Origin of the sequence: uncultured Fretibacterium sp., from assembly GCF_938030725.1 — a bacterium.
Lineage (GTDB): Bacteria > Synergistota > Synergistia > Synergistales > Aminobacteriaceae > Fretibacterium.
The window spans coordinates 1-14,735 of the sequence record NZ_CALHIQ010000056.1 but is presented as its reverse complement, the minus strand read 5'-3'; the positions used below and the strand labels follow the sequence as shown (position 1 = coordinate 14,735).

Here is a 14,735-nt window from a genome sequence, read left to right as displayed (position 1 = left end):
AGGGTAGTCCATCAGCTCCGCGACGCCCAGCACCCTGGGGTGGGCCATCAGGCGTTCCACCTCTGCCGCCCCGAAGGAGGCTCCTGCGTTCTCCAGCCCGGGCGCAGAGGGGATGCAGGAGGGCGCCAACACGTAGAACCGCATGGGCAGGTCCTCGCTGGCCGCCAGCATGTAGGCCACCGCCTCCACGCCGCCGACGTTGGCCACCTCGTGGGGGTCCGTGATGAGGGTCGTCGTCCCCATGGGCAGCACGGCCTCCGCCATGTGGGCCGGCGTCATCATGCTGCTCTCGATGTGCAGGTGGCTGTCGATGAAGCCGGGGATCAGGAACTGCCCCCATCCGTCGTAGCGTTCGTGGGCCTCGATCTCAAAGCGGCCCCCTTCGCCGTCCGGGTCCGCGGAAACGCACGCGATGAAGCCGTCGACGATCCCCACCTCGGCCTCGTAGGTTTCCCAGGTAAACACGTTGAAGAGCTTGACGTTGTGGATGCGGAGGTCGCAGGGAATACGCCCCATCGCCGCATCCACCAGCCGTCCCCGATCCTTTGGATGAATTTGCATGATTGCCTCCGAAATCGTTACCAAAGTCTTATCTCAAAGCGCTGTCGTGCGTTCGCAGCCGGCGCTACAGGTTCAGGAAGTACGCGATCAGGGGAACGCACAGCAGGTACGTGCCCCAGTGCAGCTCGCGGCCGCGGCCGGACAGCACCTTCGCCGCAGTGTAGCACAGGATGCCCGAACTGATGCCGTTGGCCAGACCCAGGTAGGCCGTCATCAGGATGGTCATGAAGGCGGGGAAGGACTCCGTGAAGTCCTTGAAGTTGATGCCCTGGACGGCCGGCATCATCATCAGACCGATGATGATCAGCACGGGGGCCGTCGCCTGGGAGGGCACGCAGGAGATCAGTGGGACGAACAGCAGCATGGCGAAGAAGCAGAGCGCCGTGACGACGGCCGTCATGCCCGTCTTACCCCCCTCCTCCACGCCCGCAGCCGACTCCACGAAGGTCGTGACGGTCGTCAGTCCGAAGATAGAGCCCACCACCGTCCCGATGGCGTCCACCAGGAAGGGCTTGCCGATGTCCGGCAGGTCGCCGTTCTCGTCCAGGAGCCCGGCCTTGGCGCCGACGCCCAGCACCGTGCCCAGCGTCGAGAAGAAGTCCCCCACGAAGAAGGTGAACATGAAGGGAATGTACTGCCAGTGCAGCGCCCCCAGGACGTCGAGCTTCAGGAACAGCGGTTCCAGGCTCACCGGCATGGCGACCCAGGCGGTGGGCAGCTTCGTGATGCCCATGGGGATGCCGATGATGGAGGTGAGGATGATGCTCCACAAGAGCGCCCCACGCACCCGGAAGGACATGAAGGCCGTCACGATGAAGAGCCCGATGACGGAGAGCAGCGTCCCCGCGTTGTGCAGGTCGCCGAACCGCATGGCCTTGTCAACGACCAGGATCCCGGCGCTCTTCAGCCCCAGCTGCGCGATGAAGATGCCCACCGCCGCGCCGATGGCCAGCTTGATGGAGCGCGGCATGAGCTTGACGATGACCTCGCGGATGCCGAGGACCGTCAGCAGGACGAAGACCACCCCCGACAGGAACACCATCCCCATCCCGACCTGCCACGTGACGATGCCGTCCTTCACCAGCGTGAAGGCGAAGAAGGCGTTGCCGCCCATGCCCGTGGCCAGGGCGAAGGGCAGGTTGGCGTAGAGCCCCATGAACAGGGTGACAGCGCCGCACACGAGCGCCATGGACACCACGCAGGCCATGCGGTCCATTCCCGCGCCGTTCGCCATGAAGGACGGGTGGACCACCAGGATGTAGGACATCGTCATGAACGTCGTGAGCCCCGCGGCGACCTCCGTCTGAAGGTTGCTGCCGCGCCCGGAGATATTGAAAAAGCGATCCAGGAACTTCAATTGAATAACCCCTTTTCTCAGATGAAGATCAAAAGGCGGGTCAGAGGCGCAGCTCTGCCACCTATTTGGGCAACCGTACCTTCGCGGCGCCGTCCGCCGCGTCCGCCACGTAGAACCTGGGGGCGCAGCCCATCTGCAACTCGTAGCCCGCGCCGACGTCGCGGATGAAGCGGCTCACGAGATGCCGCTCCACGACGTTGACCGTACAGCCTCCGAAGCCCGCTCCCGTCATGCGCGCGCCGATCACCCCCGGCTGACGCCACGCCAGCTCCGCCAGCGCGTCCAGCTCCGGGCAGGTGACCTCGTAGTCGTCGCGCAGGGACAGGTGGGAGGCCCGCATCAGGAGGCCGAAGGTGCGCAGGTCCGCCAGGCTCAGGGCCCTGGCCGCGTCCAGGGTGCGCTGGTTCTCCGTGACGGCGTGGCGGGCGCGTCGGCGGTTCACCGGGTCCGGGATCTCGCGTTCCAGCCTGTTGAAGTCCTCTGCCGACAGCTCGTAGAGCGTCCGGATGGGGCGCACGCGTCGGATGGCCTCACAGGCCGCCTCGCACTGCCGGCAGCGCAGGTTGTAGTTCTCGCGCCCCGCCGCCTGACGCCTGTTGGTGTCCGCGATCACGATCTGATAGCCCGTGATGTAGAGGGGCGCGTAGAGGTGGGTCAGGGCGGCGCAGTTCAGCAGCACGGCGCAGCCCTTCCGTCCCATGCTGACGGCGAACTGGTCCATGATGCCGCACTGGGTCCCTATAAACCGGTTTTCCATCTCCTGCCCCATGATCGCCATGTTCAGCCGGTCGATGCGAAGGCCGAACAGGTCGTTGACGACGCACGCGGTCAGCACCTCCAGCGCGGCCGAGGACGAGAGCCCCGCCCCCACGGGCAGCTCGCCCCAGAAGAGGATGTCCAGGCCGGAGGGGATGGGGTAGTGGTGCGCCTCCAACGTGCTCAACATTCCCAGGGGGTAGTTGGCCCAGCCCCACTCCGCGCGGCGCTCGATGCCGCTGCGCCCCGTCTCCGTCGGCGACCTGTCGTCGAAGTTCATGGACCCCACGCGGACCCTGTCCCCGTCGCGCCGGACCGCAAGGGCCCATATCCCCAGGGAGATGGCGCAGGGCAGGACGTGCCCTCCGTTGTAGTCCGTGTGCTCCCCGATCAGGTTGACGCGACCGGGGGCAAAGTACAGCGTCGGCTCCCCCTCTCCGAACAGCTCGCGAAAGCGGGGCAGCATCTTCTCGTAGACGGCCTTGATCTCCATAAAACGACTAGCTCTCCTCCAGGATAGGCTAACCCAAAAATCCCTTCCCCGCCCGCAGGCGTGGAAGGGCCCGCAAAAAAGTCCCTTTATTATGACACATCCGAAGGGCAAACGCCTACCGTAGCCTCATCTTTCCACCTGAAAACGCAAAGTGAATCGGGAGAAAAAATCGGGGAGAACGCCGGCAATTCCGACGCTCTCCCCAAAAGGAACGCTAAAGCGCTTCGGCGAACCGGTCGAAGGCCTCCAGCCCGGCATCGTCCCGCTTGAAGACCCCGCAATCGCTGAGGACCCGCGCAAACACGTGCCCCACCTCATCGCGGAACATGCCCGGCACCTCCCCCGCCTCCAGGCCCGCATGGCGCTCCCGCAGGCCCCGATACCAGGCGTCGTGCGCCGCCAGAGCCGGGTGGGCGGAGAGGTCCGCCTCACCCCGAAGCCAGGCCTCCGCCATCTCCGACAGGGCCCCTTTCAGGCGCGGGGGCAGGATGGCCAGGCCCAGCACCTCGATGAGGCCGATGTTCTCCTTCTTGATGTGCTGCACGTCCGCGTGGGGATGGAATATCCCCAGGGGGTGCTCCGGGCTCGTGCGGTTGTTGCGCAGGACCAGGTCCAGCTCGTAGCGCCCGTCCCGTCGCCGCGCGATGGGCGTGACGGTGTTGTGGGGCACATCCCCCGTCCGGGACAGCACGCCCACCTCCGGAGCGCTCCAGCCCCGCCAGGCCTCCAGGACGCCGCAGGCCGCATCGATCAGCGGCGCGGCCTCGCAGGAGGTGAGGCGCAGCACGGACATGGGCCAGTTGACGCGCCCCATGGCGACGCTGTCCCGCGCCGGGTACTCCCGCTCCACCTGCGCCCGGTCCAGCGCGAAGACGAAGCGGCCGCCCTGGTAGTGGTCGTGGGACAGGATGGAGCCGCCCACGATGGGCAGGTCCGCGTTGGACCCCACGAAGTAGTGCGGAAAGAGGTCCAGGAACCGCAGCAGGTTCTCGAAGGTCTCCCGCGTGATGGCCATGGGGACGTGCTCTCCGTTCAGGACGATGCAGTGCTCGTCGTAGTAGCTGTAGGGCGAGTACTGCAGGAACCAGCTCTGGCCCTGACGCAGGTCCAGGGGGATCAGACGCAGGTTCTGCCGTGCCGGGTGCCCCGGATGGCCGAAGAAGCCCTCGTTCTCACGGCACAGGAGGCACCGCGGATAGCCCCTCGCGGGGGCCTTCCCCGCCCTCGCGATGTCCCGCGGGTCCTTCTCCGGCTTCGACAGGTTGATGGTGACGTCCAGCTCCCCGAAGTCCGTCCTCGTCCGCCACCGGATGTTCCGCGCCGTGCGGGCCGAGCGGACGTAGTTCGAGGCGACGCCCAGACCGTAGAAGTAGTCCGTTGCCCCACGGGGGGAGGTTCGGTACAGAGCGCGGAACCTCTTGACGACGTCCGAGGGCCGCGGCGTCAGGACGCCCATCAGCCGCGTGTCCAGCAGGTCCCGCTCCTCCGGTCCACCCTCGATGATCCCCGCAGCCTCCGCCCAGTCCAGGATGCGCTCCAGGATGCCGTCCGGCGATGACTCCGGAAGCAGGTCGTCCGTAACGGGCTCCGCCCGCAGGTCCGGGAGGCCCAGCTCCCCGATGAGGCCGTTGGCGGCCCAGACGGCGTCCTCCGCCTCGATCAGCCCCTGCAGGAGGGCGAAGCGCACCAGCCGGTTCAGCTCGCGGTTGACGTCCACGTCCGCTGCCGGCATGGCTAATTCCCCCAGCCCTGAGGGTGGGCGCTGTGCCAGCGCCAGGCCGAGGCGATGATGTCCTCCATGGAGGTCACCTGGGGGCGCCAGCCCAAAACCCTTCCGGCCAGGGCGCTGTCCGCCACCAGCCGCGCCGGGTCCCCTGCGCGGCGGGGCCCCACCTTCACGGGGATGTCCCGCCCCGTGGCCCTCCGGGCAGCGTTGATCATCTCCATCACCGAGTAGCCGTCGCCGCTGCCCAGGTTCAGGATACGGCTCTCGCCGCCCTTCGCCAGGTAGTCCAGCGCCATCAGGTGCGCCTGAGCCAGGTCCTCGATGTAGACGTAGTCCCGGATGCAGGTCCCGTCCGGCGTCGGGTAGTCGTCGCCGAACACCGTGACGCAGTCCCGTCGCCCCAGCGGCACCTGAAGGATGATGGGCACCAGGTGCGTTTCGTTCCGGTGGTCCTCGCCCAGGCTCCCGTCGTGCCACGCCCCCGCCACGTTGAAGTACCGCAGGGACACGTACCGGATGCCGTGTCGCTCCCCGACCCAGTGCATCATGCGCTCCATCACGCGCTTCGTTTCGCCGTAGGGGTTCGTGGGCTTCGTCTCGTCGTCCTCGAGGATGGGCACGCGGCTCGGCTCGCCGTACACGGCCGCCGAGGACGAGAACACGATCTGCCGCAGCCCATGGCGCGCCATGGCCTCCAGCAGGGACTGCATCCCTCCCACGTTGTTCGCGAAGTACAAGAGGGGCTTCTCCACGCTCTCTCCCACCAGGGAGCAGGCGCAGAAGTGCAGCACCGCCTCGATCTTATGCTCAGAGAATATCCTGTCCATCAGGGCCGCGTCGCGGACGTCCCCCTCGTAGAAGGGGACCCCGTCGGGGACCGCCGGACGATGCCCCGTCCACAGGTTGTCCACCACCACGGCTTCAGAGCCGCGGTCCAGCAGGGCGCGCACGTTGTGGGAGCCGATGTAGCCGGCCCCCCCGCAGACCAGAATCGCCATGTCATCCACCCGTCCTTCCCACAGGCAAAAGCGTCAGGGACGCTCCATCCGCCCCGCTCCGTCCGCCGCGTCCACCTCGTAGAAGTCGGCGCGCAGGCCTGTGGCCTTCGCGTAGCCGGCCCCCACGTCCCGGACGAAGTCCTCCACGCGCGAGCTCTCCACGATGCTGACCGTGCAGCCCCCGAACCCGCCCCCCGTCATGCGCGAGCCGACCACGCCAGGCTGCCGCCAGGCCAGCTCCACCAGCGCGTCCAGCTCCGGGCAGGACACCTCGTAGTCGTCCCGCAGCGAAACGTGAGACTGGTTCATCAGCTGCCCGAACGCCGCCAGGTTCGACACCTCCAGGGCCGCGACGGCGCGAAGGGTGCGCTGGTTCTCCGTGACGGCGTGGCGGGCGCGCCGCAGGTTCACGGGGTTGCGGATGATGCCCGACAGATACTTGAACCCCGGCTCCGTCAGGTCCCCGAGGGCCTTGACGGGCCGCACGCGACGCAGGTCCTCCAGTGCGCCCTCGCACTGGGCCCGCCGCAGGTTGTACTCCGACCCGGCCAGGACGTGGGGCTTGTTGGTGTTGCCGATGACGATGCGAAAGCCGTCCAGGTTCAGGGGCACGAGCTTGAAGTCCAGTGTCGCGCAGTCCAGGAATACGGCACAGTTTCGCCTGCCCATGGTGACGGCGAACTGGTCCATGATGCCGCACTTCATGCCCACGAAGTCGTTCTCCGCCCTCTGGGCCAGAAGCGCCGTCTCGACGCCCTGGAGCCCCATTCCGAACAGGCCGTCCGCGACGCGGGCCGTCAGCACCTCGATGGAGGCGGAGGACGACAGCCCCGCACCTCCCGGCAGGTTCCCCCAGAACAGGAGGTCCAGCCCCGCAGGCAGCGGATGCCCCGCCTCCTCCAGCACCCGGAGAACCCCCAGGGGATAGTTGGCCCAGCCCCGCTCCTCCCGGTACTCCAGACCGCGGGCCGGCGCCTCGGTCGTCCCGTCCGCCTCAAAGTTCATGGAGTGGAGCCGCACCCGATCCGTCCCCTGCCGGGGCGCCGCAAGGGCCCATATCCCCAGGGAGATGGCGCAGGGGAACACGTGTCCGCCGTTGTAGTCCGTGTGCTCGCCGATGAGGTTCACCCGGCCCGGCGAGCGGAAGAGCGCCGGGATCCCGCCGTCGGTTCCAAAGAGCTCCTGAAACCGGGAGAGCATCCTCCCGTACATGTCATGAATGTCCTGCATGGCCCCGCCCCCTAATCTTTAGGCTCGAAGAAGCGCAGCTTCACGCGCGTCCGGACGGAGGCAAAGGGAGCCAGCGTCCGCATGGACCCGTGGCGGCGCTCCGCGAGGCGCCCCATCGTGTAGCAGGTGGAGGGTTCGAGGGCCAGGACGTACTCCCCGCTCCTCATGCACTTCCACTGGGAGAGGACGGGCAGCGTATCCAGGGACCAGGAGAGCTCTGCGCCGATCCTGAGCCGCCGGTTGATCAGGCGGGCTATGGGGTCCTCCCCGGATGGGCGCACCTCGTTGAAGTAGACGCGCTCCTCCTCGCCGTCGATGGGCGCAGTACAGCGGCACTGGTCCGCCAGCCCCACCTCCGCGTAGGGCGAGCGCGGGGTGACCTTTCGGTCCTCCGGCAACTCCAGCGTCGCGTCCGCGTCCAGCAGGGGCCAGCCGAAGTTGCAGTGGTAGAGCAGCGCGTACTCGGCGGGCTGCGGCGTCAGGTTCGTGACCTCGTCCTCGATCAAAAGCTCGCTGCCCCAGGCCGGCACCGTGATGACGCGCTTCAGCGACAGGTTGTGGCGCCACTGCTCCGTCTCCCTCACCGTGCCGGACACGCGGATGACGCCTCCCTCCGCGGAGGCCGAGAGCCCCCGCGCGCTCTGCCCGTGGTAGCGGCCGTGGAGGGGGTGGAACTCCCCGTCCCCCTCCTCGTCCCGACACTGGGGCCCCACGGAAAGCAGCCCGCAGGTGTACATCATCCCGCCGGGGAAGGTGTGGTCGAAGTTGTCCGGGACGGGCAGGAAGCGGGAGGGGGCGTCGTACCCGTTCTTCGTCATGTAGTTGACGTTGACGCCACGCCAGCGCAGCCGTCCAATGTCGAGGCCGCTATCCGGCAGGACGTCGAAGTCCAGGCCTCCGGCGGTGCTCACCTGGTATATCACTGCGCCCCGGGCGTTCCCCTCGTCCAGGATGAGGCGCCGGACGCCGTATAGCTGCTCCTCCGTACCGACGCGCCGGTAGAGCGACTCCATGCTGAGGCCTTCCATGGACGCCCCCTACCTTCTGCGGTACTTCGTCATGTCGATGGCGACGGCCGCCGCGATGATCACGCCCTTGATGACCTGCTGCCACATGGGGGAAACGTTGACGAACTGCAGGCCGTACTGGATGATCGTGAAGATGAGGACGCCCGACACGATGCCGCTGACGCGCCCGATGCCGCCGTTCAGGGAAACGCCGCCCACCACGCAGGCCGCGATGGCGTCCAGCTCATAGCCGTTGCCGTAGTTGTTGGTGGCGCCCGCCGTGCGCGCCGCTTCGAGCACCCCCGCGATGCCGTAGAGGCAGGAGGCCAGGATGAAGATGCCCATGATGTTGCGGAAGACGCTGATGCCCGCCACCACGGCCGCCTCCCGGTTGCCGCCGATGGCGTAGACGTTCTTTCCGAACACGGTCTTGTTCAGGATGAACCAGATGAGGACGCAGATCACCGCCGCGATGGGGATCAGGATGGATATCCCCGGAAAGCCGCCCGGCTCGGAGCTGGCGAAGACCTTCATCTGTCCCAGGGCCGTGAAGTCGGGCCGGATGCCGCCGATGGGCTGGGAGTTGTTGGGCGGCATGTCGAAGTAGAGGGAACAGGCGCCGTAGATGATGACCTGCGTCGCCAGGGTGGCGATGAAGGGGTGCATGTCGTACTTGGCCACCAAAAACCCGTTCAGCGCGCCGAAGGCCATGCAGGCCAGCACCGCCAGGAGGATGGGAAGCCAGACGCTGACCTGAGGCATGTCCGGGAAGAAGCGGTTGGCGTAGGACGCGGTCTGCAGCATGGAGGTGGACACGACCGCCGCCAGCCCCACCATGCGGCCTGCAGAGAGGTCCGTTCCCGCTATCAGGAGTGTGAAGCAGATGCCCAAGGCGATGATGAGGCGCGTCGAGGACTGCGTCAGGACGTCAAGCGCCACGCGCACCTGCATGAAGCGCGGCTGGATGACGCAGATGACCAGCACCAGGACCAGCATGGCCAGCAGGATGGCGTAGTTCGTCAGGAAGGTGCCGAAGGACTTGCGGGAGAGGACCACGTCCTCCGCCTCCTCGCCGGCGTCGTGCCTCCGCGCGGCCATCAGTCCCCTCAGCGCCACCACGGCGCCGATGATCATCAGGAAGACGGGCAGGTCGTAGATGCTCTTCAGCGACAGGGCCTCCTTGATCCCGCTCAGGGCGGGGAGGGCCTGAACGGCTTTCAGGATGACGCCAAGGATCAGGACGGATGCGCCCGAAGTCCGCAGGAAACGGTTGTACTTCTCGCGTGTGATTCGTCTTTCCGCCATTTCGATAAACCTCCCGAAATCGATATGTGTTCAAGCGGGCCGTTCGGTCGCCCCTATTTTGAAAACTGCGTCGCCAGGCGCATGATCTCGACCTGGTCGAACTGGTCCCGGTTCAGCATCCCCGTGACGCGCCCCGCGCACATCACCATGATGCGGTCGGACATGCCCATGAGCTCCGGCATCTCCGAGGAGATCATGATGATGGACTTTCCCTGGGCGATCTGGCTCAGCATGATGGTGTAGATCTCGTACTTCGCCCCCACGTCGATGCCCCGCGTGGGCTCGTCCAGGATCAGGACGTCCGAGTTCGTCAGGAGCCAGCGGGCGATGAGCACCTTCTGCTGATTGCCTCCCGAAAGGTTCTGGATGAGGGTGTCCAGGGAGGGCGTCTTGACGTTCAGCTCGCCGCAGGACTCCGAGGCCGCCTCGATCCGCTCACGGTCGTTCAGCACGCCGAGGTGCGCGTAGTGCTTCTGGTTCGCGATCACCGTGTTCTCCAGCACCGGCAGGATGCCGAAGATGCCCGTGGCCCGCCGCTCCTCCGTCAGCAGGGCCAGCCCGTGGGCCTTGGCCTCGCGCGGGGAGTGGGACAGGGAGGGCTCTCCGTCCTTCAGCACCGTGCCGGAGGCGACGTCGCGGAGCCCGAAGAGCGCCTCCACGAACTCCGTCCGCTGGGCTCCCACCAGGCCGCCGATGCCCAGAATCTCCCCCCGGCGCAGCTCAAAGGAGATGTCCTGGAAGGAGCTCTTCAGGGGCGAGGACAGGTGCTCCACCTTCAGCACCAGCTCCTCCGACGGCGCGACGAGTTTCGGCGGGAAGCGGTCCGTCATCTCGCGCCCCACCATGCGCCGGATGATGCCGTCCATGGTCAGCTCGCTGGCGAGCCAGGTCCCGATGTAGCGCCCGTCGCGCATGATGGAGACCTCGTCGGCGATCTGGAGGATCTCCTCCATCTTGTGCGAGATGTAGATGATGGCGATGTTCTGCTTTCGCAGCCGGTTGATGATCTTGAAGAGGTGCTCCGTCTCCCGGTCCGTCAGGGAGGAGGTGGGCTCGTCCATGATGATGATGCGCGCGTTCGTGCTGACGGCCCGCGCGATCTCCATCATCTGGAGCTTGGCCGCCGACAGGCTGCCGGCCTGCGCGGCGGGGTCTACGTCCAGCTCCAGGTCCTTGAACAGGGCCAGCGTCCTGTCGTACATCGCCTTGTGGTCCACCACGCCGCAGGTCGACGGGAAGCGCCCCAGCCAGACGTTCTCCATGACGGGCCGGAACCGGATGGGGTGGAGCTCCTGATGGATCATGGAGATGCCGCTGTCCATGGCCTCTCGGGCCGAGTTGATCCGCACCGGCGTCCCGTCCAGGAGGATCTCGCCGCCGTCCGGGGAGTAGATGCCGAAAAGGCACTTCATCAGCGTGGACTTGCCCGCCCCGTTCTCCCCCATCAGCGCGTGGACCGTCCCGGGCCGCACGTTGAGCGAGACCCCGTCCAAGGCCTTCACTCCGGGGAACGTTTTGGTGATCTCCTTCATCTCTAGGACATATTCGCTCATTGGTTCTCCCCCTTACGTCATCGCGTCAAGAGCCCCTTTTAAGAAAACGCCCCCGCCGACGGAGGCCGGCAGGGGCACGGAAATTACCGCAACGCCTTCAACGCCGGAAGGACATCAGGACTACATGAACTCCTTGTAGTTCTCCGACGTCACCTTCCGATAGGGGATCCAGATGTACTTTTCGTCCGTGACGTCGTAGCCGATGGACTCCTTCGTCACCTCGCGGCCCTCCGCAGCGGCCACGGCGACGCGCACCGCGGCCTTGCCCTGGTTCACGGCGTCGTTCAGGACCGTCCCCAGCATGGAGCCATCCTTCATCGCCTCAAGGGCCGGTGCCGTGGCGTCCACGCCCACCACCGGGACGAACTTTGCAGGGTCGCCCGCGTTGTACCCCTCGGCCTTCAGGGCCTCGATGGCGCCGAGCGCCATGTCGTCGTTGTTCGCCAGCACAGCCTCGATCCTGTCCAGCCCCACGGCGGAGATGAAGCCGCTCATCTTGTTGGCGCCCTGCACCTTGTCCCAGTTCGCCGTGTCGCTGCCCAGCTCCTCCAGCTCAAAGCCGCTGTCCTTCATGGCCTTGATGGAGTACTCGGTGCGGAGCGTGGCGTCCTGGTGCCCCTGCTCGCCCCGGATCATGATGTACTGGATCTTGCCGTCTCCGTTTTTGTCCGCGGCCTTGTTCGCCTTGAAGTAGTCCGCGATGATCTGGCCGGACAGCGTGCCGGACTCCTCGGCCTTGGCCCCGACGTACCAGGTCTTGTCGTAGCTCTTCATGACCTCCTCCTGAGGCTCGCGGTTCACGAAGACGATGGGGAGCCCCTCCGCCTTCGCCTTGAGCATCAGGGGCGCGGCCGCCGTGCGGTCCACCGGGTTCACGATCAGCGCGTTGACGCCCTTCGTGATGTAGGTGTCCACCTGGTTGTTCTGGTCCGGCTGGCGGTTCTGGGAGTCCACGATCTCAAGCGAGCCACTGTGCTCCTTCATCTCCGCGGTCATGGCGTTGCGAACGCCCGTCATGAACGTGTCGTCGAACTTGTAGATGCACGCGCCCACCAGCACGTCCGCAGCCATAGCCGAAACGGCAAGCCCCAACACCAGAACCATACCGACGCATAAAGCCCACTTCCTCATCAGAAACCCCTCCCGTTGTCGTATGATGCTCTCTCGTCCGCCGCGGCGGACGCCTTACGGCCCCGCAGGGGGCCGTTGCCCTCAAGAGGCCCGACAATTGTGCGAAAAGTACAAACTCCGTCCTTAAATTTTACTACAAAATTCAGTTTTGTGGAGGCCCTTTTGCCCTGAGGGGCCGCTCACTCCGACCTCACCCTGGGGATGGGGTTGAAGATCACGTCCCCCGCCCCGATGGAGAGGTCGTCGCTCCGCGCTCCGCCCACGTGCATGTCCTCCGGCAGGCTGACGGGGGAGGCCCGGAACTCCTCGCCGCTTCCCGCCGCGGCAGCGGGAGCGTGAAGCTCCGGCGCGGGCCGGACGCCCCATCGGTTGAGCACCGAGGAGCGGTGAGGCTCCCGAAGGTCCGGGCTCATCCACCAGAGCTCGCCGTCCGGGCTCAAGAAGAGGCGGTTCGCGTCCTCCTCCGCGCCGGCGGCAGCGAGCAGGGAAAGCGCCTTTGCGACAAACCCCCTGCCCTCCGACACGACGCTCGCCGCCTGAAGCCACGCCATGGGGCCTCCGAGCCACGGGCTCCCACCGGGCGCCTCCATCACGCCCAGCCCCGGGGCCTCCGTCCGCAGGAAGCGCCTTGCGCCGGAGTAGCGGTCCACGGGCACGCCGACCCACCAGGCCTGCCCTACGGCGACCACCTGCGCGGAGTCCAGCCACTCCGCCTCGTCGCCCTCAAAGTATCCCTTGATCCGGGCCGTCGCGGGGAGCTCCACACGCCCCGACTCAACCTGGCACAGGTTCACTACAAGAGCCAGAGCGTAGAGGCGCCCCATCACGCGATGGACCTCAACGTCCTGCACGACCTCAACCGCCGACGCCGGGGCGCAGCCCAAGGCGGCGAGCGCCAGGAGCGCCGCAGCCGCCAGGACGGACCTAAACCTTGTACAATGCCTCATCAAACGATCTCCCTTCGTCCTCGGCCAACGCGCGCCGCAGCGGGCGCGCTCTCTCCATCATTATAAACGAAGCGGACGAGGTCGGCCCTTACTTTCCTCTACAAGGAAGTTTCGGAAGGGCGTTATGGGCCTGGCACCGGTAGCCGGACGTGAGTTTCCACCCCTTAGAGGAAGTTTCGGAAGGATGTGCGGGAAGGCGTCCGCCTCGGCCACGAATCAGTTTCCATCCCTTTTAGGAAATTTCGGAAGCGGCGGCCAGGCGCTCCGTTCCATCGCCCACCTTTCCTAAGATCAGGAACGGCGACAGGATCAGCCAGAAGATCGCAAGCACCAGGAGAACCAGCATTGCTCTGAACCTCGCTTTCCTTAATTTTTTCTATAATTATACGACGGCGTGCTGCCCTTCTGCATGTCCGGTCGCGCTTCCCTCGGCCCCAACGGCGCGCGGGGGCGTGAGGCCTCCTCCGCTCTGGATAGCGTCTTGTCCGTCAGGGCTCAGCCTGTCGTTGTCCCTGGCCTCTGGCAAGCCGGAGGACAGCCGAAGCAATACGGGTAGCGGCGAGTGCGCAACAAAGCACGAAACGCAGCGCACAGGCCACATTCATCGAGAGCTCGCGCGCAATGCTATAATGAAAGCGCAGCGATCAAGTCGACAATCAGACTTTATTTAAGCGTTTAACCGCTGATTTCCTGAGTCAACTTTTGGTTCAAAGAATCAAATTCATGCAAAAAGGGGTTTTCAGAATGCTGACGACGGCAACGGAAATGCTCAAGAGGGCCAGGGAGGGACGTTACGCGGTCGGGCACTTCAACATCAACAATCTGGAGTGGGCGAAGGCCGTCCTGTTGACGGCGGAGGAGCTGAGGAGCCCCGTCATCCTCGGCGTCTCGGAGGGTGCAGGGAAGTACATGACGGGCTTTGGCACGGTGTCCGCGATGGTGAGGGCCATGGACGAGGGCCTGGGGATCACGGTGCCCGTCGCGCTGCACCTGGACCACGGTACCTATGAAGGGGCCTACAAGTGCATCAAGGCCGGCTTCACCTCCATCATGTTCGACGGCTCGCACTACCCCATCGCCGAGAACCTGGAGAAGACGCGCGAGCTGGTCCACGCGGCCCACGCCCTGGGGTTATCCATCGAAGCGGAGGTGGGCACCATCGGTGGCGAGGAGGACGGCGTCCTGGGGATGGGCGAGTGCGCGGACCCGGAGGAGTGCCGCGTCATCGCGGAGCTTGGGGTCGACATGCTGGCCGCAGGGATCGGGAACATTCACGGCATGTACCCCGACAACTGGCAGGGCCTCTCCTTTGAGACGCTCGACGCCATCCAGAAGAAGACCGGCTCCCTCCCCCTGGTGCTGCATGGCGGATCGGGCATCCCCGCAGCCATGATCCAGGAGGCCATCTCCCTCGGAGTATCCAAGATCAACGTCAACACGGAGTGCCAGGTCGCCTTTGCAGAAGCCACCCGCAAGTACATCGAGGCGGGCAAGGACCGGCAGAGCAAGGGCTTCGACCCGCGGAAGCTCCTGGCTCCCGGCATGGACGCCATCAGGGCGACAGTCAAGGAGAAGATGGAGCTCTTCGGCTCGATCAACCGCGTGTAAGTGATGGGGCAGGCAGATATTTGAGGGATTAGGATATAAAAATAGCGGAGGGAGCTGAGATGT

12 protein-coding genes are annotated in these 14,735 nt (G+C 65.8%); 1 reads left to right on the top strand and 11 read right to left on the bottom strand.

The genetic code is table 11. The annotated features are described in order from the left end of the window. The 11 genes from Q0629_RS03430 to Q0629_RS03380 all read right to left on the bottom strand — a co-directional run. The coding region (locus Q0629_RS03430) for an amidohydrolase family protein (RefSeq protein WP_298778971.1) at positions 1 to 561 on the bottom strand (561 nt) is incomplete at its 3' end. Positions 562 to 625: 64 nt separating this feature from the next. Beyond that, complete coding sequence (locus Q0629_RS03425) at positions 626 to 1,918, bottom strand: NCS2 family permease (protein WP_298778969.1); 1,293 nt, start codon at positions 1,916 to 1,918, stop codon at positions 626 to 628. Positions 1,919 to 1,979: 61 nt separating this feature from the next. Next, complete coding sequence (locus tag Q0629_RS03420; RefSeq protein ID WP_298778967.1) at positions 1,980 to 3,167, bottom strand: galactokinase; 1,188 nt, start codon at positions 3,165 to 3,167, stop codon at positions 1,980 to 1,982. A gap of 214 nt (positions 3,168 to 3,381) precedes the next feature. Beyond that, positions 3,382 to 4,899, bottom strand: a complete 1,518-nt coding sequence (locus Q0629_RS03415; protein WP_298778965.1) for a UDP-glucose--hexose-1-phosphate uridylyltransferase — start codon at positions 4,897 to 4,899, stop codon at positions 3,382 to 3,384. Positions 4,900 to 4,901: 2 nt separating this feature from the next. After that, entirely contained in the window at positions 4,902 to 5,891 is a 990-nt protein-coding gene (galE, locus tag Q0629_RS03410) for a UDP-glucose 4-epimerase GalE (RefSeq protein WP_298778962.1), read from the bottom strand. A gap of 33 nt (positions 5,892 to 5,924) precedes the next feature. Then, complete coding sequence (locus tag Q0629_RS03405; protein WP_298778959.1) at positions 5,925 to 7,121, bottom strand: galactokinase; 1,197 nt, start codon at positions 7,119 to 7,121, stop codon at positions 5,925 to 5,927. An 11-nt stretch (positions 7,122 to 7,132) separates the two neighbouring features. Further along, complete coding sequence (locus Q0629_RS03400) at positions 7,133 to 8,149, bottom strand: aldose 1-epimerase family protein (protein WP_298778956.1); 1,017 nt, start codon at positions 8,147 to 8,149, stop codon at positions 7,133 to 7,135. 9 nt (positions 8,150 to 8,158) lie between these two features. After that, positions 8,159 to 9,433 carry a galactose/methyl galactoside ABC transporter permease MglC gene (gene mglC / locus Q0629_RS03395; RefSeq protein ID WP_298778954.1) on the bottom strand — a complete coding sequence of 425 codons (1,275 nt, stop codon included), beginning with the start codon at positions 9,431 to 9,433 and terminating at the stop codon, positions 8,159 to 8,161. 53 nt (positions 9,434 to 9,486) lie between these two features. Then, entirely contained in the window at positions 9,487 to 10,986 is a 1,500-nt protein-coding gene (locus Q0629_RS03390) for a sugar ABC transporter ATP-binding protein (protein WP_298778951.1), read from the bottom strand. A 120-nt stretch (positions 10,987 to 11,106) separates the two neighbouring features. Beyond that, positions 11,107 to 12,117: a galactose ABC transporter substrate-binding protein gene (locus Q0629_RS03385; protein ID WP_298778948.1), complete on the bottom strand. Its 1,011-nt coding sequence runs from the start codon at positions 12,115 to 12,117 to the stop codon at positions 11,107 to 11,109. A gap of 179 nt (positions 12,118 to 12,296) precedes the next feature. Then, positions 12,297 to 13,064, bottom strand: a complete 768-nt coding sequence (locus tag Q0629_RS03380) for a hypothetical protein (protein WP_298778946.1) — start codon at positions 13,062 to 13,064, stop codon at positions 12,297 to 12,299. A gap of 744 nt (positions 13,065 to 13,808) precedes the next feature. On the opposite strand from Q0629_RS03380, the gene fba reads away from it, so the two are divergent. Further along, entirely contained in the window at positions 13,809 to 14,672 is an 864-nt protein-coding gene (fba, locus tag Q0629_RS03375; protein ID WP_298778943.1) for a class II fructose-1,6-bisphosphate aldolase, read from the top strand. Positions 14,673 to 14,735 lie beyond the last annotated feature (63 nt).